General features: G+C 68.3%; 18 protein-coding genes and 1 pseudogene. 11 read left to right on the top strand and 8 right to left on the bottom strand.

The window, feature by feature from the left end:
• Positions 1–68 precede the first annotated feature (68 nt).
• Positions 69–692: a YigZ family protein gene (locus AC0B44_RS01675; RefSeq protein ID WP_471901183.1), complete on the bottom strand. Its 624-nt coding sequence runs from the start codon at positions 690–692 to the stop codon at positions 69–71.
• Between the two features lie 76 nt (positions 693–768).
• Here AC0B44_RS01675 and AC0B44_RS01670 point away from each other — a divergent pair, with 76 nt between their 5' ends.
• From AC0B44_RS01670 to purH, 4 genes are read left to right on the top strand one after another with little or no spacing between them, the layout of a single operon-like run.
• The gene (locus AC0B44_RS01670) at positions 769–1,926 is read left to right on the top strand and encodes a DUF5336 domain-containing protein (RefSeq protein WP_471901182.1); all 1,158 of its coding nucleotides are present in this window, start codon (positions 769–771) and stop codon (positions 1,924–1,926) included.
• Between the two features lie 49 nt (positions 1,927–1,975).
• Positions 1,976–3,535, top strand: a complete 1,560-nt coding sequence (locus tag AC0B44_RS01665; RefSeq protein ID WP_471901181.1) for a cell division protein PerM — start codon at positions 1,976–1,978, stop codon at positions 3,533–3,535.
• Positions 3,536–3,589: 54 nt separating this feature from the next.
• A complete protein-coding gene (purN, locus tag AC0B44_RS01660; protein ID WP_471901366.1) occupies positions 3,590–4,237 on the top strand; it encodes a phosphoribosylglycinamide formyltransferase in 648 nt (215 codons plus the stop codon).
• Entirely contained in the window at positions 4,224–5,783 is a 1,560-nt protein-coding gene (gene purH / locus AC0B44_RS01655) for a bifunctional phosphoribosylaminoimidazolecarboxamide formyltransferase/IMP cyclohydrolase (protein WP_471901180.1), read from the top strand. The genes purN and purH overlap by 14 nt, the downstream gene beginning before the upstream one ends.
• Positions 5,784–5,827: 44 nt before the next feature.
• Here purH and AC0B44_RS01650 read toward each other — a convergent pair whose 3' ends face one another.
• Both AC0B44_RS01650 and AC0B44_RS01645 read right to left on the bottom strand, forming a co-directional pair.
• Positions 5,828–6,067 carry a hypothetical protein gene (locus AC0B44_RS01650; protein ID WP_471901179.1) on the bottom strand — a complete coding sequence of 80 codons (240 nt, stop codon included), beginning with the start codon at positions 6,065–6,067 and terminating at the stop codon, positions 5,828–5,830.
• Positions 6,068–6,343: 276 nt separating this feature from the next.
• Positions 6,344–7,303, bottom strand: a complete 960-nt coding sequence (locus AC0B44_RS01645) for an alpha/beta hydrolase (protein ID WP_471901178.1) — start codon at positions 7,301–7,303, stop codon at positions 6,344–6,346.
• A gap of 188 nt (positions 7,304–7,491) precedes the next feature.
• Here AC0B44_RS01645 and AC0B44_RS01640 point away from each other — a divergent pair, with 188 nt between their 5' ends.
• Entirely contained in the window at positions 7,492–8,877 is a 1,386-nt protein-coding gene (locus tag AC0B44_RS01640; protein ID WP_471901177.1) for an ATP-binding protein, read from the top strand.
• The gene (locus tag AC0B44_RS01635; protein WP_471901176.1) at positions 8,877–10,811 is read left to right on the top strand and encodes a vWA domain-containing protein; all 1,935 of its coding nucleotides are present in this window, start codon (positions 8,877–8,879) and stop codon (positions 10,809–10,811) included. The genes AC0B44_RS01640 and AC0B44_RS01635 overlap by 1 nt, the downstream gene beginning before the upstream one ends.
• A gap of 13 nt (positions 10,812–10,824) precedes the next feature.
• On the opposite strand, the gene AC0B44_RS01630 is transcribed toward AC0B44_RS01635, so the two are convergent.
• The 5 genes and pseudogenes from AC0B44_RS01630 to AC0B44_RS01610 all read right to left on the bottom strand — a co-directional run.
• Positions 10,825–12,012 carry an MFS transporter gene (locus AC0B44_RS01630; RefSeq protein ID WP_471901175.1) on the bottom strand — a complete coding sequence of 396 codons (1,188 nt, stop codon included), beginning with the start codon at positions 12,010–12,012 and terminating at the stop codon, positions 10,825–10,827.
• Positions 12,013–12,032: 20 nt separating this feature from the next.
• Positions 12,033–12,434, bottom strand: a complete 402-nt coding sequence (locus AC0B44_RS01625) for a hypothetical protein (RefSeq protein WP_471901174.1) — start codon at positions 12,432–12,434, stop codon at positions 12,033–12,035.
• A gap of 45 nt (positions 12,435–12,479) precedes the next feature.
• A complete protein-coding gene (locus AC0B44_RS01620; protein WP_471901365.1) occupies positions 12,480–13,406 on the bottom strand; it encodes an AEC family transporter in 927 nt (308 codons plus the stop codon).
• 515 nt (positions 13,407–13,921) lie between these two features.
• Entirely contained in the window at positions 13,922–14,179 is a 258-nt protein-coding gene (gene rpsR, locus AC0B44_RS01615) for a 30S ribosomal protein S18 (RefSeq protein WP_072699716.1), read from the bottom strand.
• Between the two features lie 23 nt (positions 14,180–14,202).
• Positions 14,203–14,337 (bottom strand): annotated as a pseudogene (locus AC0B44_RS01610) (30S ribosomal protein S14); the annotation flags it as partial.
• A gap of 78 nt (positions 14,338–14,415) precedes the next feature.
• Here AC0B44_RS01610 and AC0B44_RS01605 point away from each other — a divergent pair.
• From AC0B44_RS01605 to AC0B44_RS01585, 5 genes are all read left to right on the top strand, one after another.
• Positions 14,416–15,105: a response regulator transcription factor gene (locus AC0B44_RS01605; protein WP_471901173.1), complete on the top strand. Its 690-nt coding sequence runs from the start codon at positions 14,416–14,418 to the stop codon at positions 15,103–15,105.
• An 8-nt stretch (positions 15,106–15,113) separates the two neighbouring features.
• Positions 15,114–16,514, top strand: coding sequence for a HAMP domain-containing sensor histidine kinase (locus AC0B44_RS01600; RefSeq protein WP_471901364.1), 1,401 nt, complete (start codon positions 15,114–15,116; stop codon positions 16,512–16,514).
• 161 nt (positions 16,515–16,675) lie between these two features.
• Positions 16,676–17,941, top strand: coding sequence for a S1C family serine protease (locus tag AC0B44_RS01595; RefSeq protein ID WP_471901363.1), 1,266 nt, complete (start codon positions 16,676–16,678; stop codon positions 17,939–17,941).
• An 87-nt stretch (positions 17,942–18,028) separates the two neighbouring features.
• Positions 18,029–18,526 (top strand): MogA/MoaB family molybdenum cofactor biosynthesis protein, encoded by a 498-nt coding sequence (locus AC0B44_RS01590; protein ID WP_471901172.1) that lies wholly within the window; start codon positions 18,029–18,031, stop codon positions 18,524–18,526.
• A 4-nt stretch (positions 18,527–18,530) separates the two neighbouring features.
• Positions 18,531–18,764 (top strand): hypothetical protein, encoded by a 234-nt coding sequence (locus AC0B44_RS01585; RefSeq protein ID WP_471901362.1) that lies wholly within the window; start codon positions 18,531–18,533, stop codon positions 18,762–18,764.
• The last annotated feature ends 450 nt before the right edge of the window (positions 18,765–19,214 follow it).

Genomic DNA, 19,214 nt, shown 5'->3' with positions numbered 1-19,214 from the left:
TCCCTGCCCGTGTGTGTCCCGGTAGCTCGGCTACCCGGGACACACACGGGCAGTGTGCTTTTCGGGGCCTATGCGTCGACCCACTGGTGGCCGACGGACCGGAGGTCACCCGACCCGGAGGTGACGGAGGCGACCGTCGCGGTGAGGCCGTCGGTGTCTGCGGTGGCGACCGTCAGCACCGCACGATCGCCGTACGTCACGCCGAGCACGCTCACCCCACGTTGCCGCAGTTCGGCTTCCACGCGGCCCGCGTCGGCGTGATCCACCTCCAGTTCGAACAGTTCCCGCCGGACACGCGCGACCAGGCGCACGGAATCGAGTGCCGCGGTGACCGCTCCCGAATAGGCGCGTACGAGTCCGCCGGCCCCCAGCTTGATTCCCCCGAACCAGCGGGTGACCACGACAGCCACGTTCACCAGATCGCGGTGGTGCAGCACTTGCAACATCGGTATCCCCGCGGTTCCGCCCGGTTCGCCGTCGTCGCTCGACCGCTCGGCACGCGCCGCCCGCTCGTCCCCGGCGACGAACGCCCAGCAGTGGTGGCGGGCATCGGGATACAGTCGCCGTTGTTCCTCCACGAAGGCCAGTGCCGCCTCGCTCGACTCGACACGACGGAGTGTCGCGAGAAACCGTGACCGTTTGACCTCGGTTTCGACTGCGACGTCCCGACCAGGGACAAAAGTGTGCGGCATGGCCCCATTCTCCCGGGTCGTGCCTAGGCTGGTACGCAGGAGATCGACGACAGCCGAATCGACAGCAGGAGGACCGATGAATTTCCCCGCAGGGCAATCCACCCCGAACAAGGTGGTCCCGCTGCTGCTGCCACTCGTGGTCGCCGCACTCGGCGTCGTGAACTTTCTGCTCGGTCTCGCGCCGTACGTGAGCATCACATTCGGCTCCCGCGTCGCACTCTCGTCGTTCGATTTCGGGTTCGCCGTGGTGCCCCTGGCCTTCCTGCTGCTCGGTGGTGTCAGCGCGGCGCTCTCCCTGCTCCCGGGCCAGGATCTGCGGGCCGTCGCGGTGGTCGCGTCGGGAGTCGGGTTCGTGACGTCGCTCTTCCAGTTGTTCCACCTTCCGGAGGACACCGGGATCGCATGGGGCGGGGTCACGATCCTCGTCTTCGGTTTCGTGCAGTCCGCGCTGGCCGTGGTCAGTCTCCTGTTCGGACTCGGCATTCTGGTGCCCGGACGTACGACCCGGCAGACCGGTGGCGCACAGGGCTATCCCCAGCAGGGTGTGCCGCAACAGGGTTCGACGCAGCAGGGCGCCCAACAGTTCGGTGGACAGCAGTACCCGGGTCCGCAGTACAGCGGGCAGCAGTACGGCGGTCAGCAGTACCCCGGCCAGCAGTTCGGCGGCCAGCAGTTCGGCGGCCAGCAGTTCGGCGGGCAGTACCCGGGCCAGCAGTACGGCGGTCAGCAGTACCCCGGCCAGCAGTACGGCGGGCAAGCGGCCGGCGCCCAGCAGTACGCGGGTCCGCAGTTCGGCGCCCAGCAGTACGCGGGTCCGCAGTTCGGCGGGCAGCAGTACCCCGCCGGTCAGCAAGCGAGCGACCAGCCTTTCGCCGGTGCCCAGCAGCACGGTGGGCAGTTCGGTCAGCAGGCCACGCCGGGTGAACAGCGCGTCGGCGACGAGCATCGTGTCGGTGACCAGGACCGCACGCAGCAGTTCACAGCAGCCCAGTACGGTCAGCAGCCGGGCCAGTACGCACAGCAGCACTCCGGCGCGAGCGTTTCTTCCGAGCACGAGCAGCAGGACGCAGAGCGCGCGGACACCCACCGGACGGAGGAGAACCTGCGGCAGGACGACGCGCCGTCCACGTCGGAGTCCACCACTCCTGCCGAGCGCGCAGACGAGTCACAGAACCCGGGAGCGGGAGAGCCTGCCCCCACACAGGCGTTCCGTGCCCCGGACGACCAGCGGTGATCGGCGCGCCTGACACCATCGGAGAGCAGTCGGTGACACCCTCGTCTCGATGACTTCGACGCTCGGCCGGTCCACCCGGCACACTCCCTCCGAGGACGACCACCTCGATCCGGAGCGCTTCCGCATCCTGGTCGGTACCGCGGGCCGGCTTCCGGCCGTGACCGTCGCGGTGGTCGCCACCGTGGTGGTCACCACGATGGTCCTCGCGAACAGCGACCTGACCGGTGTCTATGCGGCGGTCGCGGGTACGTGGCTGGCACTGCACCAGGTGACCCTCACGATCGACGGCACAGCACTGGGTGTGCTTCCCCTGCTGCCCACAGCGGTTCTGGTGTGGCTGTCGGCACGCGGGGCAGGGTCCGCGGCAGACGCCGTGGTCGCGTACACCGGGTACCAACTCGAAGGGCGCGATGCCGCGCGCATCGCTGCGGCGACCCTGGCCGGCCCGCTGATCGTGACGGTCGTCGCGCTCGTCGTGATGCAGGATGCCGCAGCCGTTCTTCCCGTCGCGTCACCGAACCCCGCGGCCGCACTCGGCTGGGTCACGGGGTTGTACCTCCTCGCGGCGTTGCTGGGCATCGGCTCACGCACGTGGGAAACCTTCGTCGTCCGGTACCGGGTGCCGGAATGGCTCGTACTGTCGGCCCGCCCTGCGGCGAGGGCACTGCTCGGTATGTTCGCGGTGGGCGGCGTCCTCGTCGTCGCCGGGCTGCTGTTGTCGTGGACGACGGTCGGCGAACTGCTCGCGCGCGGTGAAAGCTGGACGGGCGTTCTCGGACTCACCGTCCTGTCGATCCTCTACCTCCCGAATCTCGTGATCGGTGCGTCCGCGACGCTGGCGGGAAGCACCGCGCAGTTCGGGCAGGTCCGTCTGAGTCTGTTCGAAGCGTCCGGCGGTGACCTGCCGGCACTTCCGATTCTCGCGGCGATCCCCGCCGGTCCGGCGCACGCGCTGTGGCCGGTGATGCTCGCGGCCCCCGCGACGGTCGGCGCGCTGCTCGGCCGATTCGCCGCACAACGCACGCTCCAGGCGCAGGCGGACGGGGCGCCGGTGGGCAGCCTCGACGCGGCGCGGACCGTACTGGCGGCGGCGGGCCTTGCCGGGCTCGTCACCGCCGGGATCACCTGGGCGGCGGGCGGTCCGCTGGGGATATTCGGGATCGTCGGCGCCAACTGGTGGCTCGCCGGGGTGCTCCTGTTCGCGTGGGCGGGGCTTCTCGGTCTCATCGTCGCGCAACTGCTCATGTGGCGGGAGGGCCGGTTGGCCGCCCGCGCCCTCGGTGACGACCACAGCGTGATGGACGACGACCACGACGTGATGGACGACGACCACGACGTGATGGAGGACGAGGACTCCGACTGGGACGACGAGGACTCCGAGTGGGACGACGACGTCGATGATCCCGAGACGGAACTCGGGACCGACGATCACGAAGACGACGAGGTCGATCCGGCAGAGGACGGCAGCCGGGACGCCGAGGAGCAGCCGGACTCGACCCGCAAGGGGCCGTCCGCCGCCGATGCCGAGGCAACCGACGACGCCCTCCCGGAGGAAGACTCCGCGCTGGAGCCGGAGGTCGAGGGCAAGCGCGGGAAGAGCGCCGACTAGGCTTTCACACGGCCGGTTCGTCGGCCGACCCCCTCGAGTTCCAGGAGTAGTGCCCTGACTGCCTCGCGTGACCTGCTGCCGCCCACCGCACCGGCGCGGCTCGTCGTCCTCGCATCCGGAACGGGGAGCCTGCTGGCGTCGTTGCTCGACGCGGCCCGCGACGCCGACTACCCCGCGCACGTGGTCGCGGTCGGTGTGGACCGCGAATGCCGTGCCGAGGAGCACGCCGCAGCGGTCGGTGTCCCCGTGTTGCGGGTCGCGCTGCGCGACCACTCGGACCGTGCCGCCTGGGATCGCGCGCTGACCGAGGCCGTCGCGGAGTTCGAGCCCGATCTCGTGGTGAGCGCGGGATTCATGAAGATCCTGGGTCCGGCGTTCCTCGACCGTTTCGGCGGCCGCATCATCAATACGCATCCGGCACTGCTGCCGTCGTTCCCCGGAGCGCACGCGGTGCCCGATGCGCTCGCGTACGGCGTGAAGGTCACCGGCTCGACCGTGCACCTCGTCGACGGCGGAGTCGATACCGGCCCGGTGCTCGCGCAGGAGGCGGTGCCCGTTCTCGAGGGCGACGACGAAGCGAGCCTGCACGAACGAATCAAGGTTGTGGAGCGACGGTTGCTGGCAGAAGTGGTCGCCGCCGTCGCCACCCGTGGAGTTGTTTCCGATGGACGAAAGGCCGTGATCCCCGGTGACCGAACGTAAGACAGTGCGCCGCGCGCTTGTCAGCGTGTACGACAAGAGCGGACTCGTGGACCTGGCGACAGGGCTCCACGAGGCGGGAGTCGAGCTCGTCTCGACCGGCTCCACCGCGGCGACGATCGCCGGAGCGGGCGTGCCCGTGACGAGAGTGGAAGAGCTCACCGGTTTTCCGGAGTGCCTCGAGGGTCGCGTCAAGACGCTGCACCCGCGGGTCCACGCCGGCATCCTCGCCGACACGCGCAAGCAGGACCACCTCGACCAGATCGCCGACCTGGGCATCGAGGCGTTCGAACTGGTCGTGGTGAACCTCTACCCGTTCACGGAGACGGTCGCCTCGGGTGCGACCCCGGACGAGTGTGTCGAGCAGATCGACATCGGCGGGCCGTCCATGGTGCGGGCCGCTGCGAAGAACCATCCGTCGGTGGCTGTGGTCGTGGATCCCGCCGCGTACGGCGATGTCCTCGACGCCGTCGCGGGTGGCGGCTTCACCCTCGAGCAGCGCAAGCGCCTGGCCGCGCAGGCGTTCCAGCACACGGCCGCCTACGACGTCGCGGTCGCAAGCTGGATGAACAGCGGCTACGCGGTGTCGGACGAGGAATCGAAGTTCCCGGGCTGGACCGGCGCCACGTGGACTCGCGCGAATGTGCTTCGCTACGGCGAGAATCCGCACCAGGCCGCCGCGCTGTACGTCGACGAGTCGGGCGAGCCGGGACTCGCGCAGGCTGAGCAGTTCCACGGCAAAGAGATGTCGTACAACAACTACCAGGACGCCGACGCAGCCTGGCGCGCCGCGCACGACCACAACGAGCCGTGCGTTGCGATCATCAAGCACGCCAACCCGTGTGGCATCGCGATCGCCGACGACATCGCGACCGCCCACCGCAACGCCCACGAATGCGACCCGGTGTCGGCGTTCGGTGGCGTGATCGCCGCGAACCGTGAGGTGAGCGTGAAGATGGCGGAGCAGGTCGCCGAGATCTTCACCGAGGTCATCATCGCGCCGTCGTATGCGGACGGTGCGGTGGAAGTGCTCTCCCGCAAGAAGAACATCCGCATCCTGCGGGCGGACTCGCCGAAGTCGTCGCAGATCGAGATGCGTCAGATCTCCGGCGGCCTGCTGCTGCAGGAACGCGACGCGCTCGATGCCGAAGGTGATTCGCCGGCCAACTGGCAACTCGCGTGCGGCGACGCCGCGGACGAAGCAACCCTGCGTGACCTCGAGTTCGCGTGGCGCACCGTGCGCGCCGTGAAGTCCAACGCGATTCTGCTGGTCTCGGGCGGCGCGACCGTCGGAGTCGGCATGGGACAGGTCAACCGCGTCGATTCGTCGCGTCTGGCCGTGACCCGCGCGGGCGACCGCGTGGTGGGTTCCGTAGCCGCGTCGGATGCGTTCTTCCCGTTCGCGGACGGTCTGCAGGTGCTCACCGAGGCCGGCGTGAAGGCCGTCGTTCAGCCCGGTGGATCCGTGCGCGACAACGAGGTCATCGAGGCGGCACGCGAAGCAGGGGTCACCCTCTATCTGACGGGTGCTCGCCACTTCGCGCACTGACGCAAGTACCGGACGGCGCCGTCCACGGCGCACGTGCCTGCAGGTCAGGCAGCGTGCGAGTGGGCGGCGTCGTCGTGCGCGGACTCGGTTCCCCGGGATCCGCGGCCCTCGGAGATGACGAGGCGTGCAGCGCCCCGGTCGAGCAGTTCGCGGATCAGATCTGCTGCGGCGGCACCGCTTTCGGTTCCGCCGACGCGACTGAGATCGATCGTGATGGCATGACCGGTCAGGTCGCCGGGCAGGTCCGACGGCACGGATCCGCCAGGGTCGATACGAAGTTTCATGGTGTTTCTCCTGTCAGGAATCAAAGCTGTGGGGATAAGAAAGGGCACCCGGGGCGATGTGCCCGGGTGCCCGAGAGGGAGTCGTCGTGTGACTTCTATTCTCGGGGTCGCCTCGCGGCAAAGGGTGCGCGGAAATGCATGAACGGTACGGGGCAGCCGACGACATGCATGTGCTTGTATCGCATCGAACCGTACCTTTCTCGGGCGCACCAACGGGTTAACGGGAGACCATACACCAATAACGCGAAAGCGACATTTGTTATTTCGCGGGGGCGCTCACAGGCTCTTCAGCCACGCCTCGAATCCGGACGTGAACTCCTGCGAGAACGGAAGGTCGGCGACGTAGTCGGCACCCGTCGACTGCTGGATGCCGATGTCCTTGAGGACATGGTTCGTGTGCGTCATCCGCAACTTGGTCAGCCGGGTGTGCACGAGGGCATCGTCGAGCGCATCGACATCTTCGATGCGTACCTGGATGTCCTTTGTCGACGCGCTCGACAAGACCGGCAGGTCGCCGTCGATCTGGGCGGCGAGCATCCGAGGATCGAGTGCGTCTTCCTCGGCGAGAGCTTTTGCGTTGGCGGGGACGAGACCCGCGTTGCGGAGCGGTTCGGGCAGGTTGTCGCTGAGAGTGCCGTCGGCGCGCAGGGATTCGACGGCCCCGGTCAGTGCGAGACGGAGTTCGTCGGCGATCTGCACGGGAAGCTTCTGCGCGATGACCACCGCGTCGAGTTGGGCGTCGATCTGGGCGGTCAGCAGATCGAGCAGACGTACCGCGAGGGGTTCGAGCAGACCGATGCCCCTGATCCGGGGATTGTCCTGCGCGAGCGACAGGGCGATGAGCGCGCCTTCGCTGTGCCCGACGACGTAGAGGCGGTCGGCGTTGACACCGCGCTGAGCGGCGAGGAAATCGAGACCCGCGGACGCGGCGTCGATGAACGTCGAGAATCCGAGATCGGCGACGTCCTCCACGTCGTAGGGACCGAGGCCCGTGACGCCGCTGCCGAGCTTGTCGTAGCGCAGGCTCGCGAATCCGTGTCGTTCGAGGACGTCGGCGAGGTGGCGCAGCGTACCGATCGGCCCCGGCAGCAGGGCACTGTCACCGTTGCGGTCGGTGGGCCCACTGCCGGCGAGCAACAGCACACCGGGCACCGCACCCCTCATCGACACGGGTACCCGCACACTGCCGTGCAGGGTCACGTCGCCGCTGGAAAAGGTGATCTCGGTGTCCGACATACACCGTGTCTATCAGAAAGGGGTTGCCCGGTCCGTACTCAGGCGTCCCGAACGCGCACCTCCGAAGTCGCCGGTACGGAGCGAATTCCCCGGTGATTCGCGGCGATCGCGTCGCTGCTGTGAAGGTGGGGGCAGGGTTCCTCGTGTAGCAGGTGCCGAAACCGTCGCACGGTCGTACCTTTGATGGGGTGACGTCTCCCACATCGCGCCCGTCCACCCTCGGAGAGCTGCGCGCCTCCGGCCACGTGCATCGTCCGGTCAAGGACGAGATCAGGCAGAACCTCGTCGCGGCGCTGCGCGACGGTACCGATCCCTGGCCCGGCATCGTCGGGTTCGACGACACCGTCGTACCCCAGCTCGAGCGGGCCCTGCTCGCCGGCCACGACGTGGTGCTGCTCGGAGAACGCGGCCAGGGCAAGACACGCCTGCTGCGCACCCTCTCCCTGCTTCTCGACGAGTGGACTCCCGTGATCGCCGGATCCGAACTCGGCGAGCACCCCTACGAACCCATCACCCCCGCGTCGATCCGCCGCGCGGCGGAACTGGGCGACGACCTGCCGGTGGAATGGCGTCACCGCAGCGAGCGGTATGCCGAGAAGCTGGCAACCCCCGACACCTCGGTTGCCGACCTCGTCGGCGACGTCGATCCCGTGAAGGTCGCGGAGGGACGCAGCCTCGGCGATCCCGAGACCATCCACTTCGGTCTGGTCCCTCGCGCGCACCGCGGCATCGTCGCGATCAACGAGCTTCCCGACCTCGCCGAGCGTATCCAGGTGTCGCTGCTCAATGTCATGGAAGAACGCGATATCCAGGTGCGCGGCTACACCCTGCGCCTCCCGCTCGACGTCCTGCTCGTCGCGAGTGCGAACCCCGAGGACTACACCAACCGTGGCCGGATAATCACCCCGCTCAAGGACCGCTTCGGCGCGGAGATCCGCACCCACTACCCGACGGAACTCGACGATGAGATCGCGGTGATCGAACAGGAAGCCGACCTCCAGGCTCGGGTCCCCGATTTCCTCCTCGAAATTCTCGCTCGTTTCACCCGCCTGCTCCGTGAGTCGACATCCGTCGACCAGCGCTCCGGCGTCTCCGCGCGGTTCGCCGTGGCGGGCGCCGAAACCGTCGCCGCCGCCGCGATGCACCGCGGCGCGGTACTGGGGGAGGACGACCCGGTGGCGCGGCCCGTCGACCTCGGCACCGTCGTCGAGGTGCTGCGCGGGAAGGTGGAATTCGAGTCCGGGGAGGAAGGCCGGGAGTTCGAAGTCCTCGATCACCTGCTGCGCCGTGCGACCGCGGAGACGGCCCGCACGCGGCTGGCCGGGATCGATCTCGCGCCTCTCGTCGCAGCGGTCGAGGAGGGCGAACCGGTGATCACCGGTGAACGGGTCACCGCGAAAGGGCTGCTCGACGCACTGCCCGAACTGCCCGTCCTCGACACCATCGCCGAGCGGCTCGGTGGGTCCGACAGCGGAACCCGCGCCGCGGCAGCAGAATTCGCGCTGGAAGGCCTCTACCTGGCGCGACGCATCGCCAAGGACGCCGGCCCGGGCGGTACGGCGGTGTACTCCTGATGGAGCGTTCCGCGCGTTACGGCCCGTACCACGGAGGCGACCCGCTCGCACCTCCCGTGGATCTGCGGGAGGCACTCGCGACGATCGGCGACGACGTCCTGGCCGGGGCGTCGCCGCAGCGAGCGCTGCGCGAACTGCTGCGTCGCGGGAGCAACGGGATGCGCGGCCTGGACAAACTCGCCGCGGAAGCCAACCGGCGCAGGAAGGAACTGCTCGACCGCACCAATCTCGACGGCACTCTGAGGGAGGTGCGCGAACTGCTCGACCGGGCGGTCCTCGAGGAACGGAAAGAGCTTGCGCGCGCCCTCGACGACGACGCCCGATTCGCCGAAATGCGCATCGAAGAGCTACCGGCGTCACCGGCGCAGGCCGTCCAGGAACTCGCCGACTACGACTGGCGCAGCGACCGGGCGTGGGCGGACTACGAGAAGATTCGCGACCTGCTCGGCCGCGAAATGCTCGACCAGCGGTTCGCCGGCATGAAGCAGGCACTCGAAGGCGCCACCGAGGAAGACCGGCAGCGCATCTCCGAAATGCTCGAGGACCTCAACGACCTGCTCGACAAGCACGCCCGAGGGGAGGACACCCCCGAGGACTTCGAACAGTTCATGGCCGAGCACGGCGAGTTCTTCCCCGACGACCCGCAGGACGTGGAAGAACTGCTCGACTCGCTCGCTCAACGTGCGGCGGCGGCCCAGCGACTGCGTAACTCGCTCACACCGGAACAGCGCGAAGAACTCGACGCACTCGCGCAGCAGGCGTTCGGGTCGCCGGCTCTGACCAACCAGCTCGACCGGCTGGACGGCCACCTGCGCGCCGCGCGGCCCGGCGAGGACTGGGCCGGGTCCGAACGTGCCCGCGGCGACGAAGGGATGGGACTGGGCGAGGCGACGTCCGCCCTCCAGGAGATCTCGGAACTGGACCAGCTCGCCGAGCAGTTGTCGCAGCAGTACGCCGGGGCGTCGCTCGACGACATCGACCTCGACGAACTCGAACGGCATCTCGGGCCGCAGGCGGTCGCCGACGCCCGCACGCTCGCGGCTCTGGAGAAGGAGCTTCAGCAGCAGGGGTTCTTCGACCGCGGGGCGGACGGCCAGTGGCGCCTGTCGCCCAAGGCGATGCGCCAACTCGGCCAGACTGCGCTGCGGGACGTGATGAACCGGATCTCGTCTCGCACGGGACAGCGCGAATCGCGGCGGGCCGGGGCGATGGGCGAACCCACCGGGGCGACGAAGGCGTGGGAGTTCGGCGACACCGAGCCGTGGGACGTCGTGCGGACTCTTACCAACGCGACCCTGCGCAGCCCGGGGGTGCCGGTCCGGATGTCGGTGAGCGACGTCGAGGTCGTCGACACCGAACAGCGGGCGCAGGCGGCGGTCGCGCTGCTCGTCGACACGTCGTTCTCGATGGTCATGGACGGCCGCTGGGTGCCGATGAAGCGCACCGCACTCGCACTGAACCACCTGGTGTCGACGCGATTCCGCGGCGACGCCCTGCAACTGATCTCGTTCGGGCGGCACGCGCGGGTGGTGACGGCACCGGAACTGGCGGGTCTCGACGGTGTGTACGAGCAGGGCACCAACCTGCACCACGCGCTCATGCTGGCCGGCCGGCACCTCCGTCGTCATCCGAACGCGCAGCCCGTCGTGCTGGTGGTGACCGACGGTGAGCCCACCGCCCATCTCGAACCCGAGGGATATGCGGCATTCGACTATCCACCGAGTGCGCGCACGCTCGGCCTGACGGTGCGCGAACTCGATCACCTCGCCAAGATCGGCGCCCAGGTGACGATCTTCCGGCTCGGTGACGACCCCGGGCTCGCGCGGATTGTCGACCGCATGGCACGACGGGTGGGCGGACGGGTCGTCGCACCCGACCTCGACGGTCTCGGTGCTGCGGTCGTGGGCGACTACGTGCGGATGCGCCGGCGCTGACGGACCCGAGGGGTCAGGTGCGCAGGGCACGCCAGGTCGAGGTGGCCGCTGCGGACAGCAACGCAGCGGTCACCCAGAACACCGACGCCACGCCGGCGACCCCGGCGATCCCTCCGGCGGCGACAGGGATCAGCACCTGCCCGAGACGGTTGCCGGTGAGACGCACCGCCAGCGCCGACGCCCGGTCGGACGGTGCCACCAGTTCGACGACCCACGTCATCGTGAGTGGCTGGCCGACGCCCCAGAACGCCCCGCACACCGCGAGTAGCGCGGCGATGAGCCAGGGATTCGGCACGAACGGGATCAGTGCGACAGGCACGACGGTGCCGGCCGTGGCGGAGATGAGCAGGCGTCGCCGGCCGACGTGCCGCAGCGCCCACGGCAACAGCGCGCGGGACAGGATCGACGTGATCGTCCTCGCGGTCAGCAGTGCCGAGACGAGCAGGACCCCGAAGCCGAACTGCTCTCCCAGGAGGGGGAGGTACACCACGACGAGGTCGACGGAGGCCAGCACGATCAGACTCGACAGCATCGCCGGTTTCATGCCCCGGGTGCCGAGCATCGACCGCACCGACTGGGGCGCACCGTCGTCGGCGGTGCGACCCGAGCCAGGCGGCTCCCGGAGTCCGAGCACGAACGGCAGCGCGACCGCCGAAATCACCGTCATGGCCAGCAACGCTCCCGTGGTCTCGACGTTGCCGTCGTCCGCACTGTGGTTGGCCGCGATGATCCCCGCGATCGGCACCCCGACCGCCTGGCCGACCGACACGCCGAGGGTGATCCCCGCGAATCCCCGGTCGAGCCTGTCGGGTGGCGAGAGGATCGAAACAAATGCCTGGCCCGACACCGTGACGAGCAACTGCCCCAGCCCGAGCACGATGTTGCCGGCCGCGAGGACCAGCAGGCCCGAACTCGCCGCGATGAGCCCGACGCCGAGCGTGGACACCACGACGCCGGTTCGCAGGATCATGGCGGCGTGACCGCGGTCCACGGACCGGCCCATCCGGACTGCCGCAACCAACGGCACGATCGCGTACAGGGCGGTGACGAGACCGATCGTCGCGGCGTCGCCGCCGAGCGCGAGGATCCGATAGGACACCAGCACCCTCACGGACTGGAACGCGGCGTGCAGGAGAGCGGTCGCGGTGCACAGGTACAACAACCAGTGTCGTGGGACGCCGGTCCGGGGAGTCGGGAACATCGCGTCGCGGTCGGGCGCAGTCAGTGCGGCTCACCTGCCGTGACGATCCGCTCTCCGAGCGGTTGCTGGAGCGAAACCTCGAGCGTTCCGGTCACCGCGATCATGATGCACATCTTGTCTTTCGCCTCGGGCAGTGTGCCGCCGAGAACCGTGACACCCACGGCGTCGGCAGTCTCGGTGACGACGGCGTCGACGCCGTAGCATTCCGGGGTTCCCGTCTCGAAGTGCAGCGCGATACGGTCGTCGCCCGCCCGCGACCAGCCCTGGATCTGCACCGGATGGGCGTCGACGATGTCCGGCCGCGCGACGAATGCGGTCGCCCCTTGCGGCGCAGCGATTTCCGGCAACGGCTCGATGTCGTGGCTGTTCGATCCGCACGCGGCGGCGAGAACGCTCGAAGCGAGCAGGGCGATCAGGCGCATGCGGCCACCTTAGGCCCGCACCTGCGCCGGGATGGTCTCCGGCACTCACGTCAGCAGGGAGGCGATGATGCCGATCGCGGGAATCGAGGCGAGGGTGGTGACGAGCGCGGTGTCGCGCGAGAGCACCATGCCGCGCCCGTACGCACTGGCATAGACGAAGACGTTCTGGGCAGTGGGCAGGGCGGCGACCACGACGACGGCGAACAACGCGTGGCCTTCCAGGCCGAGCAGGTAGCGACCCATCGCGTACGCGAGAAGTGGTTGCACGACGATTTTCAGCACCGAGGCCAGGGCGACGTCGCGGCGGGGGCTCGTACCCTTCTCCAGAACCCGTACGCCCTGCAGCGACAACCCGAAGGCGAGCAGCGCGCCGGGCACCGAGGCTCCGCCGAGCAGGTGGAACGGCTGGAGGATCGCCTGGGGAACTGTCCAGCCGCTCACCGCGACCGCGAGTCCGGCGGCACCCGCGAGCACGATGGGGTTCTTGAACGGTGCCGTGAGTGTGTCGAGCCGGGAGGCGCCGGCACGCATGGTCGACAGGTCCAGCATCGTCAGTGCGATCGGGGAGAGCACCACGATCTGGAAGAGCAGCAGCGGCGCGACGAACGACGCGTCGCCGAGGACGAACACCGCGATCGGGATACCGAGGTTCGCGGAGTTGACGTACCCGGCACACAACGCACCGATGGTCAGTTCGGGGACGGAACGTTTCAGCCACAACGCTGCGACGACGAAATAGGTGATCGCGACGGCGAATGCGGTGGCCGCGGCGACATAGAGGTTCGGCGAGAAGATGACCGCGAGGTCGGAGGTGGCGAGCGCGTCGAACAATAGTGCCGGGGTGGCAACGAAGAACACCAACCGGCTGAGCACGGTTTGTGCCTCGGCGCCGAGAGTCCCGCGGCGCCCGAGTACGAATCCGATGGCGATGATGACGAAGATGACGGTGAACCCCGCGACCACGCCCGACACCGAATTCACCCACTCGTACGAAAGCTCTATCGGGCCTTTTCGACCCGGCGAAAAAGGTTACCACCGGTAACGGATTCGGCTCGGGCCTGTGGGGGACGGCAGCAAGCCAGGGGGTCGGTCACGCTACGCCGCCGACGGTGGGTGTTATCCCGCCGCCGGCGGGGCGTCCCCGACAACCTGCCCCGAAGGGCAGCAGGCGGGGTGAATGCCCCGTGATCACGCTCGGAAGGCTCGGTGTCGGTGGGGACTGGTGAGCCGTCACGCCGTGTGGGGCATTCCGCCGAAACGAATTCCCTGTCCTCCCCGGCAGTGCAATTCGTTCAGCGGACAAAAACTTATCCGGAAATCGGAATGGATGCCAACCGAAAACAGGGAATTCTGGTGTTTGTGGCAGCGGTTCAGCCGTTCGGCGATGATAATGCACAGTTTGCCCGATTTTGCGGGGCCGCAGACGAACAACCGCTCCTCCCGGAATGCGGAAGGAGCGGTTGTCGGAGCTTGCCGGCGCTGGGCGCCTACTTGCTGCTGATGTAGGGCAGGAGAGCCATCTCGCGCGCGTTCTTCACGGCGATGGCGACCTGACGCTGCTGCTGCGGGGTCAGCCCGGTCACGCGACGGCTGCGGATCTTGCCGCGGTCGGAGATGAACGTGCGGAGCAGGTTCACATCCTTGTAGTCGACGTAATCGATCTTCGCCGCGAAGAGGGGATTCTTCTTGGGCTTGCGTCCCTCAACGGCACGCGACTTCTTGGACGGTCCTCGCTTGACTGCCATATCTCGCTCCTCACCAGCTCGACTTTGTGGACGCCGGGTATTTCCCCGCGGTGGGCTGCTTCACGTGCACCCTCGTGAGAGCCCGAACCTCCGCAGTGGCCGCGCGGGCGGCCGTCCGCAGCGTCTCGATTGAGTAATCTTACCGGACGGGCGGCACGGTCCGGACCGCAGGACAGCTCGGGCGGTACGGCACGCCGCTCAGTCAATTCTCAGCGGCTCGGTCCACACTGAGAACCATGCGCATCTTGGTGGTCGACGACGACCGGGCAGTGCGGGAATCGCTGCGCCGCTCTCTCAGCTTCAACGGATACACCGTCGACCTCGCGTCGGACGGGCAGGAAGCCCTCGAACACGTCGTGGCGTCCCGGCCCGACGCCATGGTGCTCGACGTGATGATGCCCCGCGTCGACGGCCTGGAGGTGTGCCGGCGCCTGCGTAGTACCGGCGACGACCTGCCGATTCTGGTGCTGACGGCCCGCGACTCGGTGTCCGAGCGCGTCGCCGGTCTTGATGCCGGAGCGGACGACTACCTTCCCAAACCGTTCGCACTCGAGGAACTGCTGGCGCGCCTGCGAGCACTGTTGCGCCGCGCCACTCCGGACCCCGACGCGTCGGCCGAGGAGACGTTGCGGTTCGAGGACCTCACCCTCAACCCGGCGACGCGGGAGGTCACCCGCGGTGAGCGCCGGATCAGCTTGACGCGCACGGAGTTCGCCCTGATGGAGATGCTGATGGCGAACCCTAGGCGAGTGCTGTCCCGCAGCCGGATCCTCGAGGAGGTGTGGGGATACGACTTCCCCACCTCGGGAAACGCCCTGGAGGTCTACGTCGGCTACCTCCGGCGGAAGACCGAGGCCGGGGGTGAGTCCCGCCTCATCCACACCGTGCGCGGTGTCGGGTACGTGTTGCGCGAGACCGCACCGTGAAGTCGAAGATGCGGCCGCCGATGCTGCTGACGCGGTCGGTGCCGCTCCGTACCCGGGTCACCCTGCTCGCGGCGGGCGCTGTCGCACTCGCCGTGGCGGTCACCTCGATCGCCGCGTACGCCGTCGTGGCCCGCGCCTTGTACGCCGACGTCGATCAGCAACTTCGTGCCCGCGCCGAGGCGCTGGTCGAGTCGAGCACGCTCATCACCTACGACCCGCGATACATCGGTGGCGCCCAGCTCTACAGTTCCGACATCAGCGTCGCGTTGATCTACAGCGACCTGAGCCGGTACGTCCCGCCCGGATCGTCGGTACCGATCGGCGAACCGGAGCTGGCCGTGGCGGAGGGCGAGCGCGAGTCGTCGCTACGGACGGTCGACCAGCAACGCGTCCTCGCCCAGCGCATGCCCGGTGGCAGCACGGTGGTCATCGCACAACGGCTGCGGCCCACCGTGGAAGTGCTGAACCGGATGGCGAGCGTGCTCTTCGTCGTCGGTGGGTGTGGCGTTGTGCTGGCCGCGGCCGTGGGAGCGACCGTCGGCCGGACGGGCCTGAGACCGGTCGCGCGGCTGACGGCCGCCGCCGAGCGGGTCGCGCGCACCGACGACCTGAGGCCGATCCGGGTGAGCGGACACGACGAGCTGGCGAGGCTCACCGAGAGTTTCAACATGATGCTGCGGGCGCTCGCCGAGTCGCGCGAACGGCAGAGCAGGCTCGTCGCGGACGCCGGCCACGAACTGAAGACCCCGCTGACCTCCCTGCGTACCAACATGGAACTGCTCATCGCGGCGAGCAGGCCGGGCGCACCGAGCCTGCCCGCCGAGGACATGGCCGAGCTTCGCGAGGATGTCGTGGGGCAGATCGAAGAACTCTCCACGCTCGTCGGGGACCTGGTGGATCTCGCGCGCGAGGATGCGCCGGAGGCGGTGTTCGAGGCCGTCGACATCGCCGAGGTGGTCGACCGCAGTCTCGAGCGGGCGCGACGACGCCGGACCGACGTCGTCTTCACCGCGACGACCGAGCCCTGGTACGTCTTCAGCGATCACGCGGCGCTCACCCGGGCCATGGTCAACGTCCTCGACAACGCGGCCAAATGGAGTCCCGCCGGCGCGGAGGTGTTCGTCCGCATGCGGCAGATCGGTCCCGGTCTGATGGAGATCACGGTCGACGACGCGGGTCCCGGCATCCCAGAAGAGGAACGCGAACTCGTCTTCGAGCGGTTCTATCGCGCGACCAGTGCGCGCTCGATGCCGGGGTCGGGGCTGGGGCTGGCCATCGTTCGTCAGATCGTCATGAAACACGGGGGCACGATCGCCGTCGATCGATCCGAGCGGGGCGGCGCGTTGATCCGCATCGTGCTGCCGGGAACGCCCGACCTCGACGACGAGACCGGGGCGCACCGGGCATAGCGGCTCATCCCGGCGGATCGGACTGACAGGAACTTCGGGGCCGAATCTTAAGCCCCCTCTCAGACGAGCAGTCCATTCTGAATAGTGGATGCCGAGGCGTCGCAGCGCCTCGCGCGACCGGACACTCGTCCTGATGCTCGAATCGGATGAAGGCGATGACCATGAACGATGACCCGACCCGCGGTGCAGGTTCACCGCAACCCCATCCCTATGGGCAAGGGCAGCCATCCGGCCCGTACGGACCGACGCAGCCGGTAGGCGGCCCCGGCCAGATTCCCGGACCGTACGGTCCGGGCGAGCCGACCGGCGGGTACCCGCAGGGACCGGCCCCGCAGCCGACGCGCAGCCCCGGACGTATGCCCGGCCGCTCGGCGCTGGTGGCCGGCGCGATCGCGCTCGCTCTGGTCAGCGGGGGCATCGGCGGGGCGGTGGGTGCGCTGGCGGTGAACGATTCCGGTAGCAATGGCCCGGCGGTGAACTCGCTCGACGCGCCCGTGAACGACAACGCGACCGTTGTCCAGGCGCCCGAGGGGAGCGTGCAGGCCGTCGCGCAGAAAGTGGTGCCGAGCGTTGTGCGCATCGAGGTCCTCGGCCGCACCGGCAGCGGGGAAGGTTCGGGCGTCGTTCTGTCGTCGGACGGGTTGATTCTCACCAACAACCATGTGGTCGAGGGCGCCGGCAGTGGGGCGCAACTGAAGGTCTACTTCTCCGACGGCACCTCGACGCCCGCGAGCATCGAAGGGACGGACGCCGTCTCCGACATCGCGGTGATCCGTGCCGAGGGCCGTAACGACCTCACGCCGATCGAGCTCGGCAATTCCGACAATATCCAGGTGGGGCAGGAGGTCGTCGCGGTCGGTTCCCCGCTCGGCCTGGAGAGCACGGTCACCTCCGGCATCGTCTCGGCGCTCGAACGACCGGTGTCGACCAGCGGCCAGACCGGGAATCAGAGTTCGGTGATCGACGCGATCCAGACCGATGCCGCGATCAACCCCGGGAACTCGGGTGGCGCGCTCGTGGACATGGACGGCCGGCTCGTCGGGATCAACACCGCGATCGCCACGGCCGGTTCGCAGTCGGGGTCGATCGGCCTGGGATTTGCGATTCCCGTCAACCAGGCCCGGCGCATCGCCGACGAACTGATCGACACGGGCAAGGCGCAGCACGCCGTCATCGGCGTCCAGGTGCCGTCGCAGAACAACGAGGACGGCGCACGTGTCGCCGAGGTCGTGGCGGGTGGGCCGGCCGAGCGCGCGGGTATCCCCAGCGGCGCACTCATCGTCAAGGTCGACGACCGGGTCATCACCGACGGTGATTCCCTGATCGCGGCGATCCGTTCGCGCGCACCCGGCGAAACGGTGAAGATCACCTACCAGGATGCGAACGGAAACCAGAACACCGTCGACGTCGAAACGACGTCGGGGTAGAGCGGCGAGGAGCCCGAACAAATGGACATAGCTCACAATTCCGCGCATGTAGCGCGTGTGCCGCAGCCGAGAACTACCGTGGGTGTCATGGAAATGGAAGACCTGAGAATCGGCCGTGCGCTGGTCGTCATCGTCGACGACCGGGTCTCCCACGGGGACAGCCCCGACGCGGCCGGTCCGCTCGTCACGGAGTTGCTGGTGGAAGCCGGTTATGCCGTGGACGGAGTGGTCACGGTCGCAGCCGACGAGGTGGAGATCCGTAACGCACTGAACACCGCGGTGATCGGCGGTGTCGACCTCGTGATCTCGGTCGGCGGAACCGGCGTCATGCCGCGTGACGTGACGCCCGACGCCACCGCGGACGTTCTCGATCGCGAGATCCGCGGCATCACCGAGGCGCTGCGTGCATCGGGTCTCGCTTCCGGCAATGTGGACGCCGGCCTGTCGCGCGGTCTGGTGGGCGTGTCCGGGTCGACGCTCGTCGCCAATCTGGCGTCGTCGCGCGCCGCGATCCGCGACGGCATGGCGACGTTGCTGCCGCTGGCGGCACATGTGATCCAGGAATTTTCGCGAGTGGAGGAGTAGGACAATTTCCGACGACGAGTCGAGCGGAACACCCGCCGACAACGCAGCCGAACAGTCTGCGTCACCGTCCCCGAGCCGCGCCCGGATCGACCGGGCGCGGCTCGCGCGCATCTTCGGCGACGTACTTCCCGAGACCACCCGGGACGAACGCGACACAGGGGGTGACGGGCGCGGCGGCGGCGGGGATTCCGACGAATGGCTCCGGCGACAAGTACCTCCACACCACGGACTCGTGTGATCTTCAACACGTTGGTGAGCCTACCCTTGGTTCGAGATGAACCCGTTATAGGCCGCAACGAAACGTTCTCGAAACATTCCGTTCAGTCCGCAGTCTTGTTCACGGCAACAAGGATCATGTGCCCCCGGGCACATTCTTCGAAGGTTTCTCCGTCTCTGAAACGGGGAATGCCCACTGTCACCTGCTGAAACCCCGCGCGCCGCCGATTCGTGCGTGCCGCAGCCGTGAGACACATGTGACAGCCGGGGCATGTGGCCCCGAATACAGTCGGCCTCGCCGAGCGACGAGCGCACATCGGCGGATGTCCGGGATGCGTGAATCTGTAGCCGTTGCCCCGCGAAAGGTCACGGTCTAATCTCCCTCTCAGGTTCGATCAGGTCGTGGAGAGGTCTCACACACCGGCTCTTCGATCTCGAATCGGTAACGCAAAACCGTGTGGACGATTGACGC

The sequence above is a fragment of the Rhodococcus sp. NPDC019050 genome (assembly GCF_055664235.1).
Note: the sequence above shows the minus strand (reverse complement) of the source record. Positions and strands in the feature narration are given on the sequence as shown.